The 25,945-nt window shown below is 49.1% G+C and carries 18 protein-coding genes; all 18 read left to right on the forward strand.

The genetic code is table 11. The features are described from left to right. Positions 1-215: 215 nt before the first annotated feature. Positions 216-1,592: a class I SAM-dependent rRNA methyltransferase gene (locus DC345_RS15035; RefSeq protein ID WP_113053809.1), complete on the forward strand. Its 1,377-nt coding sequence runs from the start codon at positions 216-218 to the stop codon at positions 1,590-1,592. A 195-nt stretch (positions 1,593-1,787) separates the two neighbouring features. Then, on the forward strand, positions 1,788-5,291 hold the full coding sequence (gene addB / locus DC345_RS15040) for a helicase-exonuclease AddAB subunit AddB (protein ID WP_113053810.1): 3,504 nt from the start codon (positions 1,788-1,790) through the stop codon (positions 5,289-5,291). Next, a complete protein-coding gene (addA, locus tag DC345_RS15045) occupies positions 5,288-9,607 on the forward strand; it encodes a helicase-exonuclease AddAB subunit AddA (protein ID WP_113053811.1) in 4,320 nt (1,439 codons plus the stop codon). The genes addB and addA overlap by 4 nt, the downstream gene beginning before the upstream one ends. Positions 9,608-9,678: 71 nt before the next feature. Then, positions 9,679-10,863 carry an exonuclease SbcCD subunit D gene (locus DC345_RS15050; protein ID WP_113053812.1) on the forward strand — a complete coding sequence of 395 codons (1,185 nt, stop codon included), beginning with the start codon at positions 9,679-9,681 and terminating at the stop codon, positions 10,861-10,863. After that, on the forward strand, positions 10,860-14,279 hold the full coding sequence (locus DC345_RS15055) for an AAA family ATPase (protein WP_113053813.1): 3,420 nt from the start codon (positions 10,860-10,862) through the stop codon (positions 14,277-14,279). The genes DC345_RS15050 and DC345_RS15055 overlap by 4 nt, the downstream gene beginning before the upstream one ends. Positions 14,280-14,789: 510 nt before the next feature. Next, on the forward strand, positions 14,790-15,089 hold the full coding sequence (locus tag DC345_RS15060; protein WP_258530696.1) for a hypothetical protein: 300 nt from the start codon (positions 14,790-14,792) through the stop codon (positions 15,087-15,089). 213 nt (positions 15,090-15,302) lie between these two features. After that, positions 15,303-15,662 (forward strand): histidine triad nucleotide-binding protein, encoded by a 360-nt coding sequence (locus tag DC345_RS15065; protein ID WP_024628477.1) that lies wholly within the window; start codon positions 15,303-15,305, stop codon positions 15,660-15,662. A 189-nt stretch (positions 15,663-15,851) separates the two neighbouring features. Further along, the gene (gene rpsU / locus DC345_RS15070; RefSeq protein ID WP_005547957.1) at positions 15,852-16,025 is read left to right on the forward strand and encodes a 30S ribosomal protein S21; all 174 of its coding nucleotides are present in this window, start codon (positions 15,852-15,854) and stop codon (positions 16,023-16,025) included. A gap of 15 nt (positions 16,026-16,040) precedes the next feature. Further along, positions 16,041-16,484 (forward strand): GatB/YqeY domain-containing protein, encoded by a 444-nt coding sequence (locus DC345_RS15075; protein ID WP_053781272.1) that lies wholly within the window; start codon positions 16,041-16,043, stop codon positions 16,482-16,484. A gap of 339 nt (positions 16,485-16,823) precedes the next feature. Further along, positions 16,824-18,146: an NfeD family protein gene (locus DC345_RS15080; protein WP_099858506.1), complete on the forward strand. Its 1,323-nt coding sequence runs from the start codon at positions 16,824-16,826 to the stop codon at positions 18,144-18,146. 162 nt (positions 18,147-18,308) lie between these two features. Then, positions 18,309-19,319, forward strand: coding sequence for a flotillin-like protein FloA (floA, locus tag DC345_RS15085; protein WP_076288088.1), 1,011 nt, complete (start codon positions 18,309-18,311; stop codon positions 19,317-19,319). Positions 19,320-19,332: 13 nt separating this feature from the next. After that, positions 19,333-19,938, forward strand: a complete 606-nt coding sequence (locus DC345_RS15090; RefSeq protein ID WP_113053815.1) for a hypothetical protein — start codon at positions 19,333-19,335, stop codon at positions 19,936-19,938. Between the two features lie 172 nt (positions 19,939-20,110). Further along, positions 20,111-20,404 carry a sporulation protein YqfC gene (yqfC, locus tag DC345_RS15095; protein ID WP_024628472.1) on the forward strand — a complete coding sequence of 98 codons (294 nt, stop codon included), beginning with the start codon at positions 20,111-20,113 and terminating at the stop codon, positions 20,402-20,404. After that, the gene (yqfD, locus tag DC345_RS15100) at positions 20,401-21,594 is read left to right on the forward strand and encodes a sporulation protein YqfD (protein WP_113053816.1); all 1,194 of its coding nucleotides are present in this window, start codon (positions 20,401-20,403) and stop codon (positions 21,592-21,594) included. The genes yqfC and yqfD overlap by 4 nt, the downstream gene beginning before the upstream one ends. A 6-nt stretch (positions 21,595-21,600) precedes the next feature. Continuing rightward, positions 21,601-22,572 (forward strand): PhoH family protein, encoded by a 972-nt coding sequence (locus tag DC345_RS15105; RefSeq protein ID WP_024628470.1) that lies wholly within the window; start codon positions 21,601-21,603, stop codon positions 22,570-22,572. Between the two features lie 15 nt (positions 22,573-22,587). Continuing rightward, positions 22,588-24,837, forward strand: a complete 2,250-nt coding sequence (locus DC345_RS15110; RefSeq protein WP_113053817.1) for an HD family phosphohydrolase — start codon at positions 22,588-22,590, stop codon at positions 24,835-24,837. 33 nt (positions 24,838-24,870) lie between these two features. Continuing rightward, positions 24,871-25,368, forward strand: a complete 498-nt coding sequence (ybeY, locus tag DC345_RS15115) for an rRNA maturation RNase YbeY (protein WP_036674804.1) — start codon at positions 24,871-24,873, stop codon at positions 25,366-25,368. Further along, complete coding sequence (locus DC345_RS15120; protein ID WP_113053818.1) at positions 25,368-25,739, forward strand: diacylglycerol kinase family protein; 372 nt, start codon at positions 25,368-25,370, stop codon at positions 25,737-25,739. Before ybeY ends, DC345_RS15120 begins: the two co-directional genes overlap by 1 nt. The last annotated feature ends 206 nt before the right edge of the window (positions 25,740-25,945 follow it).

Here is a 25,945-nt window from a genome sequence, read left to right on the forward strand (position 1 = left end):
TCGGATTTTTCCTATAGTGAAAAAGGAATCAAAAAAATCTGAGGGTAACAGCGATCGGAAGGTTGTTCTGTCATCGCAGTGGCAAGTGTGGAATTTGAGATTCATCTGTAAAACGACCTATACAGCAATCGAAATTTCAATCCATCCCCGTAGCGGTCACCTTTGCACCAAACCTATCTTTTCAACAACTAACATATGAAAGAAGTGGATCTATCTTGCCATCAGTTACACTGGAACGTAGCCGCAAAAAGCGGCTTGAACATGCACACCCATGGATATATAACAATGAAATCGCCTCTGTTGAAGGAAATCCCGAGCCGGGAGATCTCGTCAACGTATTGAACCACCAAGGTCGCTATCTTGCGACGGGATACTATAATCCTGCATCTCAGATCACGGTTCGAGTTGTGGCCTATCAACCTTTGGAGTTTGAACAGATGGACACCGCGTTTTTTGCAGCGCGTTTCCGTGATTGCTTGCGCCACCGGGAGCGTTTTATCCAGGATGGAGAGGCATACCGTCTCGTTTATGGGGAAGCTGATTTCCTGCCAGGACTGATTGTTGACCGTTTTGGCAGCATCCTTGTTGTTCAGTTGCTCACATTGGGTATGGACCGTTGTCGTGAAGCGATTGTACAAGCTCTAATTGAAGTGATGCAGCCAGAAGGCATCTATGAACGCAGTGATGTATCCATTCGTGAACTGGAAGGTTTGGAGCAGACGAAGGGACCATTGTACGGGGATTGCCCGCGTCATGTCACGGTAACCGAGAACGGATTGCTCATTAAGGTGGACATCGTGGAAGGCCAAAAGACAGGGTATTTCTTCGACCAGCGCGAGAATCGTGCAGCCATCGAACCACTTATGAAGGGTTGGGGGTACAAGAGTGGCATTACGCTCCAACAGACTGAGCAGGATGGTACGCAGCAGTTGCTTCCTGTGAATAAAAGTGGCAAGGTTGTGACGTTCCCTTATTGGGATGGGGCCACTGTGCTGGAATGTTTCTCCCATACAGGTAGCTTCACATTGAACGCCTGCAAATATGGAGCCAAAAAAGTAACATGCCTTGATATCTCAGAGCATGCAATTGAAAGTGCACGTACTAACGTAGAGCTGAATGGTTTCACTGACCGGGTAGAATTTGTCGTTGCGGATGCATTCCAATATTTGCGTGAGCAGGTGAAAGGCCTCGATGAGCGTAACGTACGTGCCCGTGCTGGCGAACAGAAAGTGGATACGTCCAAAGCGCTTGCAGCTGGTGGTAAAACATTTGATGTGGTTATCCTCGATCCACCAGCCTTTGCCAAAACGAAATCAGCAGTCAAAGGCGCATGCCGTGGGTATAAGGATATCAATCTGCAAGGAATGAAGCTGGTGAATGAGGGCGGGTATCTCGTAACCGCAAGCTGTTCATACCACATGCGTCCGGATCTCTTCCTGGAAACCATTGCGGATGCAGCCGAGGATGCAGGCAAAGTGCTACGTTTAATCGACTGGAAAGCAGCTGGTAAGGATCACCCTCAAATTTTGGGTGTAGACGAAGGTCATTACCTGAAATTTGCCATCTTCGAAGTACGCAGCAAAAAGAATTAATTGAGCGATTTCCAATTAAATGGAACACACATTTACGTAAAGAGTCCACAGTTTTCATAAGCTGCGGGCTTTTTGCTATGCTCATGCAAAAGCTCTCTGGAATTGCCGGATAGTGGCAAACGTATGTTCCGAACCAAGTCAGATATGTTATACTGGGAATTAAAATCTTGTTCGTGATGGTTTGGAGGATTAAACATGTCCGTACGCTTTGTTATTGGCCGGGCAGGCAGCGGCAAGAGTGCGCTGATTACCCGGGAAATCACATCCCTGCTTCAAAAGGAACCGCAAGGTAAACCACTGATTCTTCTGGTCCCGGAACAGAGTTCGTTTCGAACCGAACAGTCACTGGTTTCTTCAGGGGCTATTAAAGGTACCATGCGCGCTGAAGTGCTTGGTTTTCGCCGATTGGCCTATCGGGTAATGCAGGAGGCAGGTGGTTCTGCACGTATTCCCATTGGAGCTGAAGGCAAAAAAATGCTGCTCTACAAAGTGCTCCAGCGTCGAAAGGAAGAATTGAAGCTATTTGGAGCATCGGGCAGTCAGCTGGGATTTATAGGAGACTTAAATGATTTATACAGTGAGTTTAAACGTTATGAACTTGACCCTGCTTCACTGGAAGAAGGACTTTCCACATGGAATACTTCCTCTTCTGCACCGATTCTGGGAGACAAGCTGCATGACTTGCTTCTTATATACCGTGACTATGAAAAGGAATTAACCGAGCTATATATCGATGATGAAGACACGTTGACTGAACTGACAGAGCGATTGCCAGAAAGCATGTTGCTGCAAGATGCACAGATCTGGATCGATGGATTTCAGGGATTTACCCCGCAGGAAATGAGTGTCATTGGAAGACTGATGCTGCAAGCTTCTTCCGTTACAATTACATTGACGTTGGATCGAGCTTACGACCACGGCGCACTTCCAGGAGAATTGGAGCTGTTCCATCCCACAGCGAGTGCATACGCACGTCTCAAAGGCATGGCTGAAGATCTGGGTGTTCTTAATGAGACAACCTTGCTTCAACCGGAAGTTTTGCCAAGATATGAAGGCAGTCCTGGACTGGCGCATTTGGAGGCTGGCTTTGATCGCAGAGTTCGCTGGAAGAGTGAAGGGCGCGATGCAGGTGTCCGACTTTACACCGCGGAGAACCGCCGGGCTGAGATGGAAGGAGCACTTCGTGAGATGCGTCGTTTGGCGCAAGATGAAGGTGCGCGTTATCGAGATATGGCAGTGCTTGTTCGTCAGTTGGATACATATGCCGATATTGCTGAGCCCCTATTCAGGGACTATGGTGTGCCTGTCTTTCTGGATCGGAGAAGAAATGAACTACATCATCCATTAGCGGAATTTATTCGTTCTGCACTCGATATCGTTCGCCGTCGCTGGCGTTATGAGGATGTGTTTCGTTGTGTTAAAACGGATCTGCTTCTACCGCGGGACGGTTCCATCAAACGTGAAGATATGGACCAGCTCGAAAATTATATATTGGCATGCGGAATTCACGGATACCGCTGGACAGATGGAAAGCCATGGAAGTATGTACCCAGCCTTTCCCTGGAAGACAACGATCAGGAAGTCCGCAGCCGGGGCCGGGAACAAATGCTGTCCTTAATGGAAAAATGCCGTACGGTAATTGTTGATCCACTGGGTGCTTTTGAGAAACGAATGAGCAAGGCAAAGACAGCCAAAGACCAATGTGCGGCGCTATACAGATTACTGGAAGATGCCGAGATTCCTTGGAAGCTGGATCAGATGTCTGCAGAAGCCAAGGACCAGGGGGATCCGGAACGGTCAAGAGAGCATCGTCAAATGTGGGGTGCCGTCCTAGATCTATTAGATCAGATGGTTGATATGATGGGTGCCGAACGGCTGGATATTGATCTGTTTGCCGGGCTGATGGAGACCGGATTAACTGAACTGAAGTTGGGACTTGTTCCTCCAGCGCTTGATCAAGTGTTGGTTGGATCGATGGATCGTACACGTCTTCAGGGTATCAATTACGTATTTATTCTTGGTGCAGTTGATGGTGAACTTCCTGCTGTGCCTCAGGATGATGGTGTGTTAACTGAGCAGGAACGGCTGTTATTGACAGAGAGAGGACTGGGACTTGGGCCAGGAGCAACAAGACAAATGCTGGATGAACGCTTTCTGATCTATACAGCCCTGACAGCGGCGAGCAAGCAGTTATGGCTGAGTTATCCCGTTGCAGATGATGAAGGGAAAACATTACTGCCCTCGGAAATTGTACGACATGTACGGAAGATGTTCGGTCTGCATGAGCAGCCATTGCTTGCCCAGCCGCCGGTTACCAATGCTGAAGAGATACACTGGTCTTATGTTAACCATCCTGGTCAGAGCCTCTCTTATCTCATCGGACAATTGCGCAGATGGCGTCGTGGAGAAGATATTCCTGAAATGTGGTGGGCGATCTATAACTGGCATGTCTCTCGGGAGACGAGCAGACCTCAGCTGGAACAATTGCTTGGATCGGTCTTTTATCGCAATCGGGCGTTACCTCTTCGTACGGCTACCAGTCGTAGATTATATGGTACAGAGGTAAGGACGAGTGTCTCTCGAATGGAGCGTTTTGTGGCATGTGCGTTCTCCCATTTTGCATCCCATGGGCTGCGATTGAAAGAGCGCCAGTTGTACCGCTTGCAAGCCCCTGATATTGGACAATTGTTCCATGCTGCCTTGAGTCAGCTTGCCATACGTTTGCGTGAGCAGAATCGCAGCTGGGGCAGTCTGTCTCCGGATGAATGTCGAAAGGAAGCGGAACACACCGTGGAGCAAATTGCACCACAGTTGCAGGGAGAGATTTTGCTTAGCACGAAACGGTATGGTTATATTTTCCGCAAGCTGAAGGATATCGTTAGCCGGGCATCGGTTATTTTGGGTGAACAGTCCAGACGGGGAAGCTTTGAACCGATTGGGCTGGAGCTTGATTTTGGACCAGGCAAACCCCTGCCACCGCTGCGCTTCGAATTGGAAAATGGCTGTGTGATGGAGATCGTGGGACGGATCGACCGTGTGGATGTGGCTGAAGGAGAGAACGGCCTGCTGTTGCGGGTTATTGATTACAAATCGAGCCAGACCGATCTCAAGCTGCATGAAGTATATTATGGCCTATCATTACAGATGCTCACGTACCTGGAGGTGCTGCTTAGTGCTGCCGAGGAGTGGCTTGGAGAATCGGCGATGCCTGGAGGAACACTCTATTTCCATGTGCATAACCCGTTGCTTCAATCGGCGAATGGCATGACTTCTGAGCAGGCAGGACAAGAACTGCTGAAAAGGTTCAAAATGAAAGGCTTGCTGCTCGCGGACCGGGATGCGATCGCTCAAATGGACAATACCCTGGACAAAGGCTATTCAGCTATTATTCCGGTTGCGCTTAAGGCTGATGGCAGCTTTTATAGCAGTGCTGCTGTAGCTACGCCAGAGCAATGGGATACTTTGCTGGCTTCAGTTCGCAGCAATATACGTGAGATTGGCACCCGGATTACAGACGGGGATGTGGCGATTGAACCTTACCGTATCCAGCAGGAGGTTGCATGCACCTTCTGTCCGTACAAGCCAGTCTGTCAATTTGATGAAAATATCGAAGGCAATGAATATAATCTGTTGTCCAAACCGGGCAAACAGCAAATCTGGGACATGCTGTCTCATGACAAAGGAGGGGAATCATCATGACGAATATGCCAAAACCGGAGGGAAGCTTCTGGAGTGATGACCAATGGAGTGCCATCTCACAAAGTGGGGAAGACATTCTGGTTGCTGCTGCTGCGGGTTCGGGGAAGACGGCTGTTTTGGTTGAACGGATTATTCGTAAGATTGCAGACCCTTCCCGCGGATTCAGCGTAGATCGTTTGCTGGTTGCAACATTTACGAAAGCTGCTGCGGCCGAGATGAAGCAACGGATACGGGAAGCACTGGAACGTGCACTTGAAGAGCAGCCTGCCGAAGAACATTTGCGCAAACAACTTTCTCTACTTGGGCGGGCATCCATTACGACTCTGCATTCATTCTGTATGGAGGTCATTCGTCGTTATTATCAGCAAATCCCATTAAACCCGGCTTTCCGGATTCTGAATGAAAATGAAGCTGAAATTATGCGGCAGGAATTGCTGGAGCAGTTGTTTGAGGAAAAGTATGGGGAAGAAGACGAAGGCAGTACATTCCGCGAATTGGTGGATTGGTTCAGTGGGGAACGAAACGATGATGCCATGCATCGACTTGTGCAGCGTTTGTATGATTTCTCACGCAGTCATTCCTGGCCGGATCATTGGCTTGCGGAGATGGCATCTGCTTTTCAGGTGGAAAGTGTCGAGGCACTTGGGCATTCTGCATGGGTTCAGAGTATTTTGCGAGATGCCGCGCTTGCCCTGAGTGGAGCTGCTGGTCTGCTGCGTCAAGGGATCAGCATATCGATGCAGCCGGAAGGTCCGAAACCTTATGCAGATACATTAAAAGAAGATCTGGCAATGGTCGAAGAGCTTCTGTCAGCTGTTGAGGTCATGCCGTGGGAAAGATTGCCTGAAGTGTTTCAGCCAGCAGCTTTTGGCAAGCTGAAACCTTGCAAAAAGGACCAGACGGACCCGGGGTTACAAGAACAGGTCAAGGAACTGCGTGAGGCGGCGAAAAAAGCTGTTACGGACCTGAAAGGGTCGTTGTTTGGAAGAAGTGCGTTTTCGTTTTGGCAGGAGCTGGAGCAGGCTGCACCCCTAATGCAGGAACTGTCCAAGCTGGTCAGCGCATTTGGAGAGCGATATCGACAGGCTAAACAGGAGCGCGGTCAGGTCGATTTCAGTGATCTGGAGCATTACTGTCTTCATATTTTGCGCCATGAGGATTCAACCCCTGAGCTGTCCATGCCTTCGGATGCAGCAATGGAATACCGGGCGCGTTTCGATGAAGTGCTACTGGATGAATATCAGGATACCAATACGGTGCAGGAAGATATCGTCAGACTGATTTCCAGAGAAAATCCAGGAAACCGATTCATGGTTGGTGATGTAAAACAGAGTATTTACCGTTTTCGTCTGGCGGAACCCGGTCTGTTTCTGAACAAGTATCGTCAATATGCAGCGAATTCGGATATGGAAGTGGACAAAGAGAGAGATTCATTGCATGCAGGAAGACGTATTGATCTTGCACGCAACTTCCGTAGTCGTGCAGAAGTCGTCCATTCGGTCAACATGTTATTCAAGCAGCTGATGAATGAAGGGGTAGCTGAGATTGCCTATGATGAACGAGCACAGCTTGCTTATGGAGCTACTTTCCCGGCTGAGACCCTTGGAGATGAGGCTTACACACCTGAACTCATGTTGATCGATCGTCAAGGCGGAGGACCTGATCTGACGGAAAGCACGGACGAGAATGGGGATGCGTTGCCTTCTGCTGAGCTGGAGAGTGCGGAGCTCGAAACCGCCCAGCTGGAGGCTCGGGCCATGGCTCGACGTATTCGTGAAATGGTTGGAGATACGGATAAACCAGCTCTTAACGTTTATGATAAAGCCCTCAAATCCATGCGACCTGCGCGTTACGGAGACATAGTCATTTTGCTTCGTTCTGCCCTGATGTGGGCTCCGCTCATGATTGAGGAATTCAGACAGCAGGGTATTCCTGCCGGAGGGGAGCAAAGCAAAGGGTATTTTCAGGCGACCGAAGTGGAAGTGATGTTGTCCTTGCTTCAGATTGTGGATAATCCAAGACAGGATATCCCGCTTGCTTCCGTGCTTCGTTCGCCGATTGTCGGTTTGGATGAAGAAGAGCTGGCGCAGATTCGCCTTGGGGACAAGCGACAGTCTTTCTATGATGCTGTTGTATCAGCTGCAGGAGCATTCAATAGTTCGTTGAATGTTTCCAGACTGCATGGTGAGAAAGTTTCGAATCCGGATTCATCTGCAATCCAGCTGGAATGGCCGGAAGCCTGGTCGGAAATGGAACAGGGGCAGCGGGAGTCGGCTGTATCCGCCGAAGCAGATGTTATCGAACGTGTACAGGAATCCTCTGTACATGCAAATAAAGACGAGATCCTGGATGCCGGTATAGATGCAAGTATGGGTGGAGGTATAAGCGAAGATACGCATAGGGAGAACGATACCGACTCAGAGCTGCAACAAAAGTTAATTCGCTTTATGCGTCAGTTGGAACAATGGCGGCTTGAAGCCAGACAAGGCAGCCTGAGTGAACTCATTTGGCGAATGTATCGGGAAACGGGTTATCTGGACTGGGTTGGCGGCCTGCCGGGAGGCATGCAGCGTCAAAGTAATTTGAAGGCTCTATATGATCGCGCTCGGCAATATGAAGAGGCAACGGCCAATCGTGGGTTGTTCCGCTTCCTGACCTATGTATCCAGACTACGTGAGAACGGGGGAGATCTTGGCACCGTAGCAAGTGGTTCTGGTGAGCAGGACAATGCGGTACGCATCATGACGATTCACCGGAGTAAGGGCTTGGAATTCCCTATTGTTTTTGTAGGGGGCATATCCAAAATGTTCAATCAGCAGGATCTGAATTCGCCGTTTCTGATGCATAAGGAGTTGGGGTTTGGTCCGAGGTTTGTAGATCGTGAGAATCGGGTTGCCTATCCAACGTTGGCTAATCTGGCGATTCGTCGTCGTGCCCAGTTTGAGCTGCTTGCCGAAGAAATGCGGGTGCTCTATGTGGCTCTGACCCGTCCAAAAGAGAAAATGATTCTGGTTGGTACGGTGAAAGATGTTGTTAAAAAGGCAGTGGCCTGGTCTCAGATTAAGGACAGCCCGGAACGGGTATTGCCTGACTATCTGCTTGCAGCAGGACGGAGTTACCTGGACTGGATCGGTCCCTCCTTGATGAGACATCCGGACGCGGCTTTGCTGCGTGAACTTGCGGGAGGCACTGATTCGTATTCTGCCTGCCTTGTGGATGATGAATCACGCTGGGGCATTTCCGTCATTTCTGCTGATCAAGTATCCCGGGAGATATTTGTGGATCAGTCGCTTGGTGAAGAAGACGGCATGACAGAAGTGCGGAAACATCGAATTGCTGCCCTAAAAGCAGCTCAGCCTGTGGAGCTGTATCCTTCCTCATCTGAAGAAGGGATGATCGAGGATACACATGATTCAACACCACGAGACATCAGTGAGGAAGCTGTATTATCAATAGGTGAGCAAGAGGCCGTGCAGCTGCTTCGTGAAGTAGATAAACGGCTTTCATGGACATATCCTCATCAAGCAGCAACGCAAGTAGCTGCCAGCACATCGGTTACCGAACTGAAGACATTGCTTGCCATGCAGGACCATCAACCGTTACAGATGATGGAGGAAGTTGAAGAACAATCTGAGGCTTCTGTGGATTATGAGGGCCGTGAAGCGAAGGATGGAGGCTCGTTCTTTAAATTGCATCTCCGTCGTCCCAAATTCATGGAGGAGAAACAATTGACTGGAGCCGAGCGGGGAACGGTGTATCATACGTTGATGCAGCATCTTCCTGTAGATGGTTCACCTGTTGATTCGCAAATCGTTGAGCAGACACTTTTGCGGTTAGTTGAGCTCCAGCTTTTGCTCCCCCATCAGGCAGAGGTTATTGAGTCTGAACAACTGGCTGGATTCTTCAATACAGAGCCTGGGACAGAATTGTTGCGTGCGGAGTGGGTGAAACGGGAGATCCCGTTTATTTATGGACTTCCTGCACATCATTCTCCTGACGAATGGCTTCATAGTCTGTCACCAGATGCAGGTATGCAAACGTTGGAGGAAGACGGTAAGATGCAGGCATCGCTTGAAAATGAGACGGCGCTGGTACAGGGGATTATTGACTGCCTGTATGAGGTGGATGAGGAGCTTGTTTTGCTCGATTACAAGACAGATCGGGTGTTGGAGCATCGGGGCGGACTGGATAAACTGACGGAAAACTATCGTTTCCAGCTGGAGCTGTACGGCCGGGCTATTGAAGATATTCTGGGTCGGAAAGTCGACCGGAAGTGGCTGTACTTTTTTGATGGCGGACATGCTGTGAAACTATAAAGTGAAATTTTAAAACGGCCGGATGGAATTTTTATCATTGGATTTGGCATGAGAGAGGGGTTGAACGGACGATGCGGATTTTGCACACAGGGGACTGGCATCTGGGGAAAACGCTGGAGGGACGGAGCCGGCTGCGAGAGCAGGAGGATTTTGTGGATGAGCTTGTTAGACTCGCGGATGAGCAGCAGGCAGATGCCATATTGATGGCTGGAGACGTGTACGATTCTGTAAATCCACCTGCATCGGCGGAACAGCTTTTTTATGAGGCTGCGGCGCGTCTGACAGAACAAGGGAGACCACTTGTGGTGATTGCCGGGAACCATGATCAGCCGGAGCGAGTGGCTTCGGTGACCCCGCTTGTGAACAGACAGGGAATTACACTTGTAGGCATGCCTACTTCAGAAGCAGTTACGATCCATGCCAAGCGAACGGGAGAGACTGCGCAGATTGCTGCATTGCCATATCCCTCGGAAGCGAGACTGAACGAATTGCTGACAACGGATGGGGATGAGAATGTGCTTCGCCAGGCTTACAGTCGCCGGGTCGGCATGTTAATGCAGCGTTTGGCTGCTTCTTTTCGTGCGGATACGGTGAATTTGGCAATGAGTCATATTTATGTTCTGGGCGGAGTGGAAAGTGATTCGGAACGTCCCATTCAGGTAGGGGGCGCCTATACGGTTGACCCTTCTGCATTGTCGACTGGTGCCCAATATACAGCACTGGGGCATCTCCATCGTGCGCAGGCAGTTAAAGGGGACGGTGTGATTCGGTATAGTGGTTCTCCACTGGCCTACAGTTTCTCTGAAGCGGGGCAGAGCAAGTCCGTCACCATGGTTGATCTGGCACCAGGAGGAGCCGCAAACGTGGAAGAAGTGCTGTTGACCTCCGGACGTCCACTTGTACGCTGGAAGGCGCGTGGCGGTCTGGCTGAAGTTTATCGGTGGCTGGATGAAGGGCGTGATCCTCAGGCTTATATTGATATGGAAGTCTGGCTGGATGACGCCATGTCTCTGAAAGAAATCCAGCAGCTTCGTAAGTCGCATGACGGAATCATCCATATCCGTCCGGTGTATCCCGAGATGGCAGCTGCTGGGCTTTTGGAACAACGATCCGAGCTTCCAGTACATGAGCTTTTCCGCAAATTTTATCAGCGTCAGACAGGTGGGGCATTACCCGAAGACAGTCTGGTTCAACTGTTCCTGGAACTCGTCGATGAGGACGAGCCGGGTGTGCGTGAGGAGGTCGAGGGAAATTGAAGCCGATTTTATTGAAAGTTGCAGGTCTGCAAAGTTATCGGGAGACGCAGGAGATTGATTTTACCGTATTGACGGAAACGGGACTGTTCGGCATTTTTGGCCCTACAGGCAGCGGCAAATCTTCTTTGCTCGACGCGATTACGCTGGCGATGTACGGAAAAGTAGAACGTGCGGTTAACGGTACCCAAGGAATCATGAATCACGCTGAGGATTCGTTGTCCGTTTCTTTTACGTTTGAACTTGTATCGGCGGAAGGTACAAGAAGATTTCGGGTGGAACGACGTTTCAAACGAAACAATGAGGTTTCGGTGAGCAACACCATCAGCAAATTCATTGAGACCGTCAACGGAGAGGAACAGGTGCTGGCTGATAAACTGGCAGACGTGAACCGCTGCGTTGAAGATGTCATTGGGTTGAAAATGGATGATTTTACGCGAGCCGTTGTGCTTCCACAAGGGAAATTCGCTGAGTTTCTGTCGCTGAAAGGCAGTGAACGACGCCAGATGCTGCAACGCTTATTCCATCTGGAGAAGTATGGAGATCAGCTTGCCATCAAGCTCAGCCGGCGGGTGAAGGACAATGATATGGTTCATCAGTCACTGGCTGCCGAGCAGCAAGGGCTCGGCAATGCCAGCAAAGAGACTTTGGCGGAAACGGAGCTTCTTCTTCAAGCTGCTGTGAAACAGTCTGAATTGTCACGCAAAACGCTTGATGAAGCGATGAAGGAAGCCGAACAGCTCGGCAAAGTCCGTGAGTTAAGCCATGAACGCCAGGCTCGTATGGAGGAACACGAAAAGCTGAAAGCACGTGCACCACAGATCGAAGCTGGGGAACAACGGCTGAAACTGGCTGGGGCGGCAGACGCGATACTCCCTTCTTTGCAGACGATGCGTGACGCAGCAGCACAGCAGAAGTTACGTGAGGATGCAGCCGAGATTGCTCATAAGCAAGCTGCGGAACATGAACGGCTGGCTGTACTGGAAGCCGAGAAGGCCGAAACGGCCCGTGTACAGATGGCTGAGGAAGAACCCAAGCTGCTGCTTCGATTGGAACAGCTGGAACAGGCCAAGGAGTTACAGCGGGAACGGGACGGGCTACGAGAGGATAGTACCCGTCTTAAGCAGCTTTTGGACAAAGGACAGTCAGAACACAGCGTCATCGGACAACAGCTGGAGAAGGAGAAAGAATTACAGCAGCGTGGCCGCAAACGGCGGGAAGAATTACAGGAAAGTCTGAAGCCGAATGAAGTGAAGTCCGAAGAACGCAGGCAGCTGCAGGCTGCACTGGAATTGAAGCATCGTCTGGATACTGCGGCGGAGCAATTGCGCCTGAACAAGGCTGAGATGGAAGCCAATAGGCAGTCGGCTGAACAGGGGGCAGATCGGCTGAAGCTGGCTGCCCAGGAAGAGAGCCGTCTGAGTGAACAGCGTCAGCATCTGATTGAACAGGCGGCAACGGGTCTTGAGGCCTTGCTTGCCTGTGAACAGGACATTGGCCGCGAACAGAGCCTGCTGGCCAGGGCGGAGGAGCAGCTGCGCGGATCCATGCGTGAGCAGGAGCTGCACCGGCTCTCCTCCGCCTTGCGCGCCGAGCTGCGCGACGGCGAGCCATGCCCGGTGTGCGGCTCCGCACACCACCCACTCCCGGCTGCGCCGCCGGGAGAAGGTCCGCCCGCAGGCGATGCGGACCTGGAACTGCTGCGCAGCCTGCACGCGGAGCTGCAGGAGCTGCGCTTTGGGCTGCGCCAGCAGCTGCACGAACGTCGCAGCCTGCTGACGCAGCTTGGTGCTGCGGCCGGCGAAGCCCCGGCCGCAGCCGAGGCCGCGCCTGCGGCAGCGGAGCCGGAGCCCGCCGGGTCGCCCGTACACGGGAGCTCCCCGTCGGACTGGGCGGAGCGTGCCGCCGCACTGCGCGAAGCCGCGCGGGCACTGGCCGCAGCCGCAGCGCCGCTGCAAGCGGAAGCCGCCGCGTTGCAGCAGGCGGCTGTGGGCGCGCAGCAGCGCCGCATGGAAGCGGCTGCTGCGCAGGAGGCCGGCCAAGCCGGACTCGCCCAGGCGGAGCGCCGGTTGGCCGAGAGTGAGGCCGCCGCAACCGCATTGCACGGCCGCTGGGCCGCGGAACTGCCAGGCATCGCTCAGGAGCAGGCCATGGCCCTTCATCAGGCGATGCAGGAGCGCGACGCGCGCGCAGAAGACATCAAGGAACGACTGAACAAGAGCGTGACGTTCCTTGAAGAAAAGGAACAGCTGGTACAGTCCCTCCAGCAGAAGCTGGTTGAGTTGGATAAACAGCTGATCCAGTGGCAAACGGAATGGCAAGGAAACAGCAAACAGCTCGCCGAGAAGGAAGAACGTCTGCGCCAATGGGTTGGCGAGCAGCGGGTCGAGGACTTGATTGCTGCGGCCCAGACACGACTGGATGGGCTGCGGAAAATTGCTTCCGATTCGGCACAGCGTTACAAAGAAGCAGATGCGCTAAAACAGGAATCAGCCAAAAAGGATGTCATGGCTCATCAAGCAGCAGCTTCGGCAGCAGAGCATTTGCAGCAGGCACAGGAACGCTGGAAGCAATTGCTGGATCAATCGCCATTTGATTCCGAGAATGCCGTTGTGGAAGCAGCCCTTCCTTCCCAAGAAGCAGAGCGGATGGTGGCGGAAATTCAGCAGCATCGGGAGCGTGATCGTGAACTCGTATCTCAATTGCGTGAGCTGGAACAAAAACTGGGCGGAGCTGTTGTATCCGAGGAACAATGGTTGGCTTGCACAGAGCGACTCCAGCAGTCTCGTGCGGACGATGAAGCGGCTCTTAGAGCCAAGGCGCGTGCAGAACGGGATCTGGAAGATGTGCAACAGCGACACGTTCGTTGGACCGAGTTGGAGAACAAACGGGTGGAAGTCAGCCGACAAGGTGAAATGCTTAGCAAACTGCAAGCAGCTTTCAGAGGTAATGCATTTGTCGAGTATATTGCAGAAGAACAACTGATGCAGGTTAGTCAGGCTGCTTCACAGCGTCTGCGCTTCCTGACCAAACAACGTTACTCACTTGAGGTGGATTCGGGCGGCGGCTTCGTCATCTGTGATGATGCAAACGGTGGGGTTAAACGTCCGGTGTCCACCTTGTCCGGTGGAGAGACGTTCCTGACTTCGTTGTCACTGGCACTGGCTCTGTCTGCCCAGATTCAGTTGCGTGGTCAGTACCCACTGCAATTCTTCTTCCTGGATGAAGGCTTTGGCACATTGGACCCTGAATTGCTGGATACCGTCATTACATCATTAGAAAAACTGCATGATGACCGTCTTGCCGTCGGTATTATTAGTCACGTTCCAGAGCTGCGAGCACGCTTGCCACGCAAACTTGTAGTTATTCCAGCGGGTGAAGCCGGAGCTGGCTCTCGCGTAGTATTGGAAACATTATAGGGATTTGAACACAGAACACATATGATTGAATGATTCCCAATTGTGATTCTTGTCATAAACTAATCTTTAAAGTTTGATCCTAAGGGGAAGCTCCTGAATAATTGAGGTTTGTTAGTCTGAATCTCATTTATATATATTCGTTGTGACAGTTGAGTGAGATTGCTCACAGATACAGGTTCATCCTGTTGTTATACTACAGTTAAGCCGACAAACTTTATGTTAGGCACCCCGGCGGACGTCTGATCAGGAATCATCCTGGTTAGACGCCCGCGACAGCAGACTTCCGTATGGAAACTGCAACGGGGTGCTTCTTTTTTTCGTTTTTTAATTCACAGGGGTACAACTTCTATACGGATATCACTCCTTAGGCACTTATCTTGAAACTCTTGTCATTGACAGTGTCATTTCGCCCAGATCTGAATACCATGAAAGGGTGATGAAGAGCAGAACAGATTCGGGAGGCGATCGAACGTGGAAAAGGTAGAAGCGAAGAAACTGTGTAAGGAACACATGCATCGCTATGTATGTATACAGATGCATGACGGTGCCCATTATGATGGCATTGTGGAACATGTGGATGATGACATGATTTATTTGGCTGTTCCCGTAGGGCATGAAGCTGCAGTTAATCATGCAAATGCAAACTGGGGACCAAATATGATGCCAGTTACTTATCCAGCGCATTCACGGGGATTTTTCCCGGGATATGGATATCCATATCCTTACTATGGTTATGGTCGCAGACGTTTTAATAGGCTGGTACTTCCTCTGATTGGTCTCACTGCCTTAACATTATTACCTTATTATTGATAGAATTGTGTGATGGAGTAATGCGTGTGCTGCAAATAATGACCTTTCACATCTGTGGTGAATGCTGAGCAGTCCACCAAGATGTGAAAGGTTTTTTTGTGGATAAATCCGATCTCAGTCACATAGCTGAACAGGTTAAATTGGACGTGAGTTTTCAGTTCCGGTATGATAGAAGGGTATACATAATTTTTAATTCAAAGGAGGGTGTGAACAATGGATTGCTTATTTTGCAAAATTGTAGAGGGCAGCATTCCCTCCAATAAGGTACTGGAGAATGACCATGTCATCGTCTTTCATGACATCCAGCCCGCTGCACCGACCCATGTACTCGTTATTCCCAAGAAACATATTGCTTCCATGAATGAAGTAACGGCGGAAGACTTGCCGTTGATTGGTGAGATTCATTTGGCTGCGCAGGAAGCGGCCAAGCGTCTTGGCGTGGAAGAAACAGGTTATCGACTGATTAATAACTGCGGCAAGGATGGAGAACAAACCGTTCATCATCTGCATTATCATTTACTTGGTGGGACCCGACTTGGCGTGTTGACAAGTTTGTCAGACTCACACAAATAAACGATCCAAGTTACTCTAAATCAGGACTGACTCATATATGCATAAAAGGCATGAATATGGAGCTGAAGTTCACATAAAATAAATGATCATTACGTTAAGGTTGACACCTTTATTACCTTTCGCCTATAATGAAAGGTGATGAACCGTGTTATTGCTCTTGGACGGTCTGGTCGGAGGGAGGGAAAACTGGTGTCTGAAACTAAAGTTCGCAAAAACGAGACTATTGATGCTGCACTTCGTCGCTTTAAACGTTCCATCGCAAAAGATGGCGTATTGGCTGAGGTGAAGAAACGTAAGCATTATGAGAAGCCAAGCGTAAAGCGCAAGAAAAAGTCCGAGGCTGCTCGTAAGAGAAAGTTTTAGGAGGATTTTAACTACATGAATCTTAGCGAACGATTGAACGAAGATATGAAGCAAGCGATGAAGAGCAAGGACAAGTTCAAGCTCTCCAACATTCGGTTGATTCGTTCGACGATCAAGAATCTTGAAATAGATTTGAAAAGAGATTTGGATGATAACGAAGTGCTTGATATTCTGAGTCGTGAAATCAAACAGCGCAAAGATGCCCTCCAAGAATTTGACAAAGCGGGCCGTGAAGACCTCGCGGCAAATGCAAAAGCGGAAATTGAATTACTCAGTCAGTACCTTCCCGCACAGCTTACCGAAGAAGAAATTAAAGTTATTGTACAGCAGACCATCCAGGAAACCGGTGCTTCTTCGAAAGCCGAGATGGGGAAAGTCATGTCTGCCCTTATGCCGAAAGTCAAAGGCAAAGCGGATGGCAAACTGGTAAATCAAGCAGTTCAACAATTTCTGCAATAAAGCAAATCAATAAACACCTCCTGACTTGTCAGGGGGTGTTTTTTCCGTTTTACATTATTCATGATACATGCCTCTGTTCCAGAAGTAACTTGAAGCATGCTTGGGATTTGTCCACATTGTTCGAGGAAATTCACAAATATTGCTTTTAAATGGATGATATATATGATTATGGTTTTAAAATGTTGCAATTGCGTCCGGTTTCAAATATAATTTTAAGATTTTGAAACGAAATGTTGCATTGTACGTAATAAATACCATAAGCTGGACAGTATAACATTAATGGAAAAGGGGGGACTATTTGTGAAGGGAAAGCGCCGGAAGAAGCTTACGGGGCCATTGATGCTCATGATGCTACTGACGCTGCTGCTTCCTGTCTGGATTGGATCACCGTCAGCGCATGCAGCTGAGAAAAGTGGCGCCGTATATATTATTCCGGTGGATAAACCAATCGAGCAGGGACTTGGCAAGTTTATGGAACGCGGGTTCAAGGAAGCAGAAGAGATGAATGCTGGCCTGATCGTTCTGGATATCAATACGCCGGGAGGGCGTGTCGACACGGCAGAAGAACTGGGTACATTAATTAAGGAAAGCCCAGTTGAAACCGTTGCATTTGTCCGTGGAGATGCTGCTTCGGCCGGAAGTTTTCTGGCTTTGAATGCAGATAAGATCGTAATGTCGCCAGGCAGTATGATTGGTGCGGCAGCGATGGTGGACAGCACAGGTAAACATGTCGATGATCCGAAGTTGGTTGCATTCTGGAAGAGCAAGATGCAGGGTGCGGCTGAGAAAAGTGGCCGTGACGGTAAAATTGCAGCCGGAATGACGGATGTTAACATGGTCGTGGAAATGCCTGAGATTAATAAAACCAAAGAAAAAGGTGAAATTATTGCTCTCTCGGCTGAAGAAGCGCTGAAAGTGGGTTATGCGGACCATATCAGCAACACGCCGGAAGAAGCAGCAGCCTGGCTTGGTTACAGTCAAGATGATGTGTTCACCGTTCAGAGAACAGCCGCAGAGAACATATCCACATTTCTCACCAATCCTGTCGTCATGACGGTATTGTTATTCCTCGGAATAGCCGGTGTGATCATTGAGTTGATTGTACCTGGGTTCGGAGTGCCGGGTATTGTTGGTATTGTATGCTTTGTGCTTTATTTCTCAGGTAACTACATTGCCGGTTTTGCTGGAGCGGAGACATGGGTGTTATTCACTGTCGGACTCATCATGATGATTCTGGAGATGTTTATCCCAAGTTTCGGTATTCTGGGTATTTTGGGGTCGATTGCGCTTGTCGCTGGTGTCGTGCGAGCCGCCTATGATACAAGTGATGCATTTATATCGTTAGGTATTGCTTTTGGAGCTGCGCTGGTAGTCATTGCAATCGTTGTTATTCTATTTAAGGATCGAGGCATATGGAATCGATTCATATTAAGTGACAGGCTGTCTGCTGATCAAGGATACTCTTCGGCGACAGAACGCAAAGAGTTGATCGGTTTGCAGGGCATCAGTCTGACTCCTCTTCGTCCTTCGGGAACAGCGATATTTAACGGAGAGCGTGTCGATGTGGTGTCAGATGGAGATTTCATTCCGATTGATACACCTATCATTGTGATCAAAGCGGAAGGTACCCGGATTGTTGTTCAACAAGCGTTACCGGTGTAGCCCGCTCTGTTGCCGGAGTTGATTACAGCTTCGGCAATGTACATAACCATTCTACGGAGGCTGCTAGTGGAGTGGTGTAAATCAATGCACAGCAGCATAGTTCCACACCGTTTTTATCATGTTTCTTACAAAAATCAAATTGCAAATGGAGGAATTTTGACTATGGAACCAACCTTGATTACGGTTTTGCTCATTGCGGTAGTTGCGATTATCGTATTGAGCGTATTCTTCAGCTTTTTCCCGGTTATGCTCTGGATCTCAGCCCTTGCATCGGGCGTACGCGTGGGAATTATCACGCTGGTAGCGATGAGACTAAGACGTGTAACACCTAGCCGGATCGTAAATCCACTGATTAAAGCAACCAAAGCTGGACTTCAATTGACAATGAATCAACTGGAGAGTCACTTCCTAGCCGGTGGTAACGTAGACCGAGTTGTCAACGCCCTGATTGCTGCACAACGTGCGAACATTCCACTCGAATTTGAACGTGCTGCTGCAATCGATCTTGCAGGTCGTGACGTATTGCAAGCCGTACAGATGAGTGTAAACCCACGTGTTATTGAGACGCCGATTGTTTCTGCGGTAGCCAAGGATGGTATCGAAGTTAAAGTAAGAGCGCGGGTTACGGTTCGTGCCAATATTGATCGCCTCGTCGGTGGTGCGGGTGAAGAGACGATTATTGCTCGTGTCGGCGAAGGTATCGTAAGTACGAACGGTTCCTCGAATTCCCATAAAGATGTCCTGGAAAATCCAGATCTGATCTCCCGTACTGTACTGTCCAAAGGTCTGGATGCAGGTACCGCTTTTGAAATCCTGTCTATTGATATTGCGGACGTGGATGTAGGTAAAAACATTGGCGCCTTCCTGCAAACGGAGCAGGCAGAAGCTGACAAACGTATTGCCCAGGCGAAAGCGGAAGAACGTCGCGCTATGGCCGTAGCTCAAGAGCAGGAGATGAAAGCGCGCGTAGTGGAAATGAGAGCGCGTGTGGTTGAGTCCGAATCCCAAGTACCTTTGGCGATGTCCGAAGCACTGCGTAGTGGTAAAATCGGTGTCATGGATTATATGAACCTGAAAAACATTGAAGCAGATACTCAAATGCGTAACACATTGGGAAAACCTGGTGAAGGTTCGAATTCCAACGATCAGGGTGATTCCAAAAACGGAAGATAGGCGGTGAGTGCATATGGGCCTATTTGAATGGATTTTTAACAATCTGTATATTGTAGCAGTCATTGCTTTTGCACTCTTTTCCTTCCTTGGAAAAGCAGCCAAATCGGCTGATCCGAACAAAAAGCGTCCAAATAACGGGATGCCTACGTTTGGAGGGAGTGGTGATTCGGACCGAAATGATCGCTCGCGGGGAAATACCGCGCCTCAGCAGTCATCGGGGCCTTCAGATCCACGCTATGATGAACAGTATGACGAACGGTACGATGATGATCAGTATGATGATCGATATGATCAAACCTATTCGCAGCCAGCAACGACATCTGCCCATCCTGTGAATGATGACTTTGGAGGACAGGGTTCTCTGGGTGGAATGGAAAACTCCCTCGAAGAACAAATGAAAGTGATGGAGCAACGACAACGTGAAATTCGTGAGCGACTCGATCGTATTTCTACTGCAAATACACCGGTTGTGTCTGACTCCAGTTGGGATGAAGTTTCATCCGGCGAGTCTGGATCACCCCAGCTTCGCCGGGAAGACATTCGTACTGGTGTGTTATGGGCAGAAGTTCTGGGTTCTCCTCGCTCTAAACAACCCTTTGGAACACGAGGAAAACTATAACTTCATATTGTTGTAATAAGTGAAAAGCCGTCTCTGGTGAGCATAATCCCAGACGACGGTTTTTTTCTGTTTCGGCTTCTTTTTATTTTCACATCTAACACGGTCCGTAGTTTTCATAATTCCAAGAATCTGCGCATAAGTTGAACTGTAGAGGAAGGGGGAAGACCTTCGAATGACCCGGATCAGCCGCAAGCTGCGCAGATGGACCAGTGAAGTTCTGGACCTGCCGCAGGACGTGCTTTACGATATGCCACGGTTAACCCTGATCGGCACAAAGCAATTGTATATAGAGAATCATCGTGGTGTCATTCATTTTACACCGGATCGCATTGTTCTGGCTCTTTCTCAAGGCCAACTGGAGATCAAAGGAACTGAACTGATGATTCGCAATATTTTGCCGGATGAAGTGGCTGTTGAAGGAACAATTCTGGATATTCATATGAATGGAGCGGAGGGGAACGGATGAAGCAGCCCAGTCTGTACAAACTGCGCGGAGCAGTCCGAATCACGGTCACTGGGGGGGACATTGAAGCATTAATCAATACGGTGGCAGAGCAGGGACTGGAAGTATGGGACCTGCGTGCCCATGACGGACGCAAGGCAGAAATGAATATTCTGCTGCCGCATTTTTTCAAGCTGCGTCCTTTGCTGAAACGGACAGGCTGCCGTGTAAAAGTGACGCACCGTAGTGGATTTCCCTTTTTTGCAGCCCGTTTGTTAAGAAGGAAGTTCTTTCTGGGCGGCATGCTGTTTTTTGTAGCAGCTCTGTTTGCGTTGTCGTCGATGGTTTGGAATGTAGAGGTCAAAGGAAATGTGACGATTCCCACGGATGAAGTGCTCGCAGCAGCGAAAAAAGAAGGCATCTATCCCTTTCAGTGGGGATTCCGGCTGCAAAGTCAGGACAAGCTCTCCAGGCAGCTCGCGCTAGCTCTACCAGATGTAACCTGGATAGGGGTGAGCAAAGAAGGGACAACCATCACCATCCAGGTTGTGGAGTCAGCACAGCCAAAGCGTGAGCCGCTGTTGAACCCGAGGCATCTGGTCAGTAAAGCAGACGCTGTAATCACTCAAATCTACGCGGAGCAGGGTCGCCCTGTCGTGCAGAAGGACATGCGCGTTAAGAAGGGACAGGTGCTGATATCCGGTATTTTGGGAGATGAAGAGAATACAAAGACCATTGTAGCCAAAGGGGAAGTGCGCGGACTGGTATGGCGTGAATATCAGGTTGAAGTCCCCCTTGTACAGAAACATAATACGATGACTGGAGATAGCAAGGAACGTTTTTACATTGTGTTGGGGAAATGGGCAGTACAACTCTGGGGATACGGGAATACGCCTTTTACCACATTTGATACCGAAAGTGATCATAAACCGCTGACCTGGAGATCCTTCACTCTTCCCATGGGTTGGCTGACAGAGAAAGATCTGGAAACTCGGGAACAAGAGGAGCAGCACACGGTTGAATGGGCTAGAACGAAAGGATTGGAAGGAGCAAGAAACGATATTATCGCTAAAAACGGCAAAGGAACGAAAATTTTAAGCGAAAAAATTTTGCATGAGAAGAAAGAGAATGGTAAAGTTTATATGAAAGTATTATTTGAAGTGGAAGAAAGCATTGCGGAAGAACTTCCGTTAGTCCATAGTCAAGGAGAATGAGGCTATTTGTCAGAACAAACACGCAGCATACGAATCTCCCTCCAAAGTGCGGGAGAGGGTCAATCTCTTTTTGGACCCCAAGATATTTTTCTGAAACTGATTGAATCCGAGATTCCTGCCCAGATCGCATCCCGCGAAGCGGAGATTGTGATCCATGGCAACATTCAGAATGTGGAATCGCTTGAACAATTATTTGATGTGTTGTTGCAATTGGTACGTAACGGATATGTGTTAACCGAAAGGGACGTTAAGTATGCCATTGAGCTTGCAAAGGAACTGCGTGCAGACCAGCTTCTGGATCTGTTCAAAGGCGAGATTACAACGACGTACCGTGGGAAGCCGATTCGGGTTAAAACGATTGGACAGAAGCACTATGTAACTACAATTAAAAAACGTGATGTTGTATTTGGTATCGGCCCTGCCGGTACGGGTAAAACGTATCTTGCTGTTGTGCTGGCTGTGGCAGCGCTTAAGGAAGGAAGCGTCAAGCGGATCGTGCTTACAAGACCTGCTGTTGAAGCGGGAGAGAGTCTTGGTTTCTTGCCTGGTGATCTTCAGGAAAAAGTTGATCCTTATTTGCGGCCCCTGTATGACGCCTTGTACGATGTTATGGGACAAGAACAGACTGCAAAGGCACTGGAGCGCGGTTTGATTGAAATTGCACCTCTAGCCTATATGCGGGGACGTACACTTGATGATTCGTTTATTATCCTGGATGAAGCCCAGAATACGACACCGGAGCAGATGAAAATGTTTCTGACCCGTCTCGGTTTTGGTTCCAAAATGGTCATTACCGGTGACGTGACACAAATTGATTTACCGCGCGGCAAAAAGTCGGGGCTTGTGGAAGCAAATACAATACTGGGACAAGTGGAAGAGATTGGATTTGTCTATTTTGCCGAGCAAGACGTTGTACGTCACTCCCTCGTCCAGAAAATTATCGTTGCCTATAACCACGCCGCAGAAAATCAAGAATAGAAAGGGATTGTCTCGATGACCTCGAAGGAACTGTCAAAAGGCAAATCTTTTCAAAATAGAGCTACAGGATGGAAGTATAGCGTGTGGGCACGCTATCTTCTGTTTTTGTTTCTGGTGATCCTCTTCTACGTGAGTCTTGCTTCCAATCTGCTCCCAGAGCGGTATGATATTCAGGAAGGCACACGAAGTGAAGTGAATATTGCTGCGCCAATGCAGATTCCGAATACCAAGGCTACGCTGAAAGCGCAAGAAGAAGCTGCTGAACGTGTACAGCCGATGTTTCAGATCGTGCAGATGCGGAACGAAAATCTGATGACCACTCTGCTAGATCGTATTGATCGACTGAATCAGGATGATCAGATTTCCAGTCAGGACAAGATTGACATCTATCGTGATGAAATACCGCAGCGTCAGAAAGACTTTGTTTCCAATTTTATCAACAACAACCGGAAAGCGGGTACATACTCCGAAACTCTTTTGGAAGAGATCAGAAATGTGGTACAGGAGCAAAGCTACCGTATTCCGGAAGAGACATATATCAAAATTTCACGTCTGACTTCGGATGATATTCAGGAGATGAAGGCTGTTGCTCGGGATATCGTCTCCAGATTAATGACCGACCAGATTAGCGAGGCTACAACAGCTCGTGCCAAAGTGGCCGAGATGGTCAGTGTGAGCTCTCTAAGCAAGCGTACGCAGCGTGAGGTTGTGCAGGAGCTTGCACGTCTTGTAGTGACGTCGAACCGCTTCTACGATGAAGAGGGTACCAAGGAAGCTAAAGTACAGGCTCGTGAGAACACTCAAACGGTCTTTATCAAGCAAGGAGATACACTTGTTGCCAAGGGTGAGATGATTACCCCGGAGATGTACACCCTTCTGGGCGAGAACGATTTGCTGAAAAACGAAGTGAACTATTGGCCTCAACTTGGACTGCTTATGCTGTCCTGTCTGTTGTCGGCAGCGATTCTCATGTATATTCAGCAATTCAGCGGAACGCATTTTAAATATAATAATGCTCAACTGCTGATGCTAGTTCTCATATTTATTATTACGATTGTGGTTATGCATGTTACAGCGATACTCCAGACCAGTGAGAATTCATACGTAGGCTTTCTTGCCCCAGTTGCCGTAGGAGCCATGTTAATTGCATTGCTGCTGGATACATCGCTTGCCTTTGTCTGCTCGATTATTATCGGCATGCTGTCGAGCATTATTTTGAATACGCATCAGGGTCAAATTTTTGATTTTGAACTTGGGTTCTTCGCGGTGTTGGTATCGTTTGTTGCGATCTTCGCCACCCATCGGGCAAGTCAGCGGTCTACGATCCTGAAAGGTGCCATTATGGTCTGTCTGTTCGGATCGATCGCAGTCTTCACGTTGGCTCTGATTGACTCAAGTGACTGGAACCGGACAACAACGCTGTATGGCATTGGATTTGCGTTTGCCGGTGGCGTACTGACCGCCATATTGGTCATTGGACTTATGCCATTTTTCGAAACTTCATTTGGCATTTTGTCTGCACTGAAACTGGTAGAACTGTCTAATCCCAATCACCCGCTATTGCGCAAATTGCTAACAGAGACACCAGGCACATATCACCACAGTGTGATGGTAGGAAACCTGTCAGAAGCCGCTGCGGAGGCGATCGGTGCCAATGGGTTGTTATGTCGGGTCGGCTCATATTACCATGATATTGGCAAGACCAAGCGACCGATTTATTTTATTGAAAATCAAAACAATATGGAAAATCCGCATGATTCGATTGATCCAAAGCTGAGCAAGTCGATAATCGTTGCTCATGCACGCGATGGTGTGGAAATGCAGAAGGACTACAAGCTGCCGAGGCCTATTCGAGACATTGCTGAGCAGCATCATGGAACAACCTTCCTGCATTACTTCTATCACAAAGCATTGCGTCAGGCTGAGGAAGCAGGAGTGGAACCTGATTTCACGGAAGATGATTTCCGTTATCCGGGTCCCAAGGCTCAGTCCAAAGAGTCGGCAATTGTTGGTATTGCTGACAGCGTGGAAGCTGCGGTCCGTTCCTTGCGGAAGCCTACTGTGGAGCAAGTGGAGTCTATGATTGAAAAGATTATTAAAGGTCGACTGGACGATCATCAGTTTAACGACTGTGATCTGACAATGCGGGAGCTGGATATCGTCGCTAAGACCCTTAAGGAAACCGTTATGGGTATATTCCACTCCAGGATTGAATATCCGGAAGAAATGAAGAAACCGAAGCCAACCTCGCCTGAAGCGGGTTGATTCGCTAATATGAGAAGACAGGAGTATGAAAGAATGAGTCTTAACCTAGCATGGAATAATGAACAACAGGATAAAGAAATCACCGAACCGATGATTGCAATGCTGGAGCAACTGCTGAACCTTGCAGGGGAAGCAGAGGGTGTTGCGGACGGGGAAGTGGCCCTGACTTTCGTAAATGATGAGCAGATTCATGAGCTGAACCGCGACTATCGCGGCATTGATCGTCCAACAGATGTATTGTCTTTTGCAATGAATGAGACTGTGGATGAGGAACTGGATATTATCTACGAGTTGGACGAGGATGAAGAAATGGAAGAAATGCCGGATGTACTCGGTGATATTATTATTTCTGTTCCACGGACCATTCTTCAGAGTGAAGAATATGGCCATTCTTTTGAACGTGAGCTGGGGTTCCTGTTTGTTCATGGCTTCTTGCACCTGCTTGGATATGATCATCAGGATGAAGCCAGCGAAGCCGAAATGATGGGCAAACAGGAAGCGGTACTCGCCCAAGCCGGGTTGACACGATAATGAAAAGGCGCTCCTGGGGGATGGTATTCCGCAATGCTGCGGAAGGAATCGTATACGGGCTGCGGACTCAGCGGAATGTAAGAGTTCATACAGGAGTCGCCATTTTGATGTGTGCAGCCGGCTTATTTTTCGGGATTTCTAGAACGGATTGGATGTTTGTACTGACAGCCGTTTTTCTGGTGCTTGTGACGGAGCTGATGAATACAGCGGTGGAAGCTGCTGTGGATCTGGCGCATCCGCATATACATCCGCTGGCAAAAGCGGCGAAGGACACCGCGGCCGGTGCAGTTTTGCTGGCTGCGGTGTTCGCCGTCATCATTGGGTGTGTCGTTTTCATTAAGCCGGTGATGAGCTGGCTGGGATTGCTTTGATTTTGTTTTGTTTTTGTTTTGATTTTAATATTACACACTAATTATAAAGTTGGACTCGTTTTTAAGTTGGACTTCTGGTTTGCACAATAACGGAGAGGTCAGAAATAACCTGTAGAAGCGAAGCGTTCGCCTTTATCCCCGGATTTTCACTTTGGAAAAGAGAATCAATAAAATCTGGGGATAATAGCGATCGTAAGGTTGTTCTG

Source organism: Paenibacillus taichungensis (assembly GCF_003287275.1).
Lineage (GTDB): Bacteria > Bacillota > Bacilli > Paenibacillales > Paenibacillaceae > Paenibacillus > Paenibacillus taichungensis_A.

Excerpts from the sequence above, each read along its gene's own strand:
- addB (WP_113053810.1), top strand. The coding sequence starts at position 1,788 with ATGTCCGTACGCTTTGTTATTGGCCGGGCAGGCAGCGGCAAGAGTGCG.
- addA (WP_113053811.1), top strand. The coding sequence starts at position 5,288 with ATGACGAATATGCCAAAACCGGAGGGAAGCTTCTGGAGTGATGACCAA.
- DC345_RS15050 (WP_113053812.1), top strand. The coding sequence starts at position 9,679 with ATGCGGATTTTGCACACAGGGGACTGGCATCTGGGGAAAACGCTGGAG.
- DC345_RS15060 (WP_258530696.1), top strand. The coding sequence starts at position 14,790 with ATGCATCGCTATGTATGTATACAGATGCATGACGGTGCCCATTATGAT.
- DC345_RS15065 (WP_024628477.1), top strand. The coding sequence starts at position 15,303 with ATGGATTGCTTATTTTGCAAAATTGTAGAGGGCAGCATTCCCTCCAAT.
- DC345_RS15075 (WP_053781272.1), top strand. The coding sequence starts at position 16,041 with ATGAATCTTAGCGAACGATTGAACGAAGATATGAAGCAAGCGATGAAG.
- DC345_RS15080 (WP_099858506.1), top strand. The coding sequence starts at position 16,824 with ATGCTCATGATGCTACTGACGCTGCTGCTTCCTGTCTGGATTGGATCA.
- floA (WP_076288088.1), top strand. The coding sequence starts at position 18,309 with ATGGAACCAACCTTGATTACGGTTTTGCTCATTGCGGTAGTTGCGATT.
- DC345_RS15090 (WP_113053815.1), top strand. The coding sequence starts at position 19,333 with ATGGGCCTATTTGAATGGATTTTTAACAATCTGTATATTGTAGCAGTC.
- yqfC (WP_024628472.1), top strand. The coding sequence starts at position 20,111 with ATGACCCGGATCAGCCGCAAGCTGCGCAGATGGACCAGTGAAGTTCTG.
- yqfD (WP_113053816.1), top strand. The coding sequence starts at position 20,401 with ATGAAGCAGCCCAGTCTGTACAAACTGCGCGGAGCAGTCCGAATCACG.
- DC345_RS15110 (WP_113053817.1), top strand. The coding sequence starts at position 22,588 with ATGACCTCGAAGGAACTGTCAAAAGGCAAATCTTTTCAAAATAGAGCT.
- ybeY (WP_036674804.1), top strand. The coding sequence starts at position 24,871 with ATGAGTCTTAACCTAGCATGGAATAATGAACAACAGGATAAAGAAATC.
- DC345_RS15120 (WP_113053818.1), top strand. The coding sequence starts at position 25,368 with ATGAAAAGGCGCTCCTGGGGGATGGTATTCCGCAATGCTGCGGAAGGA.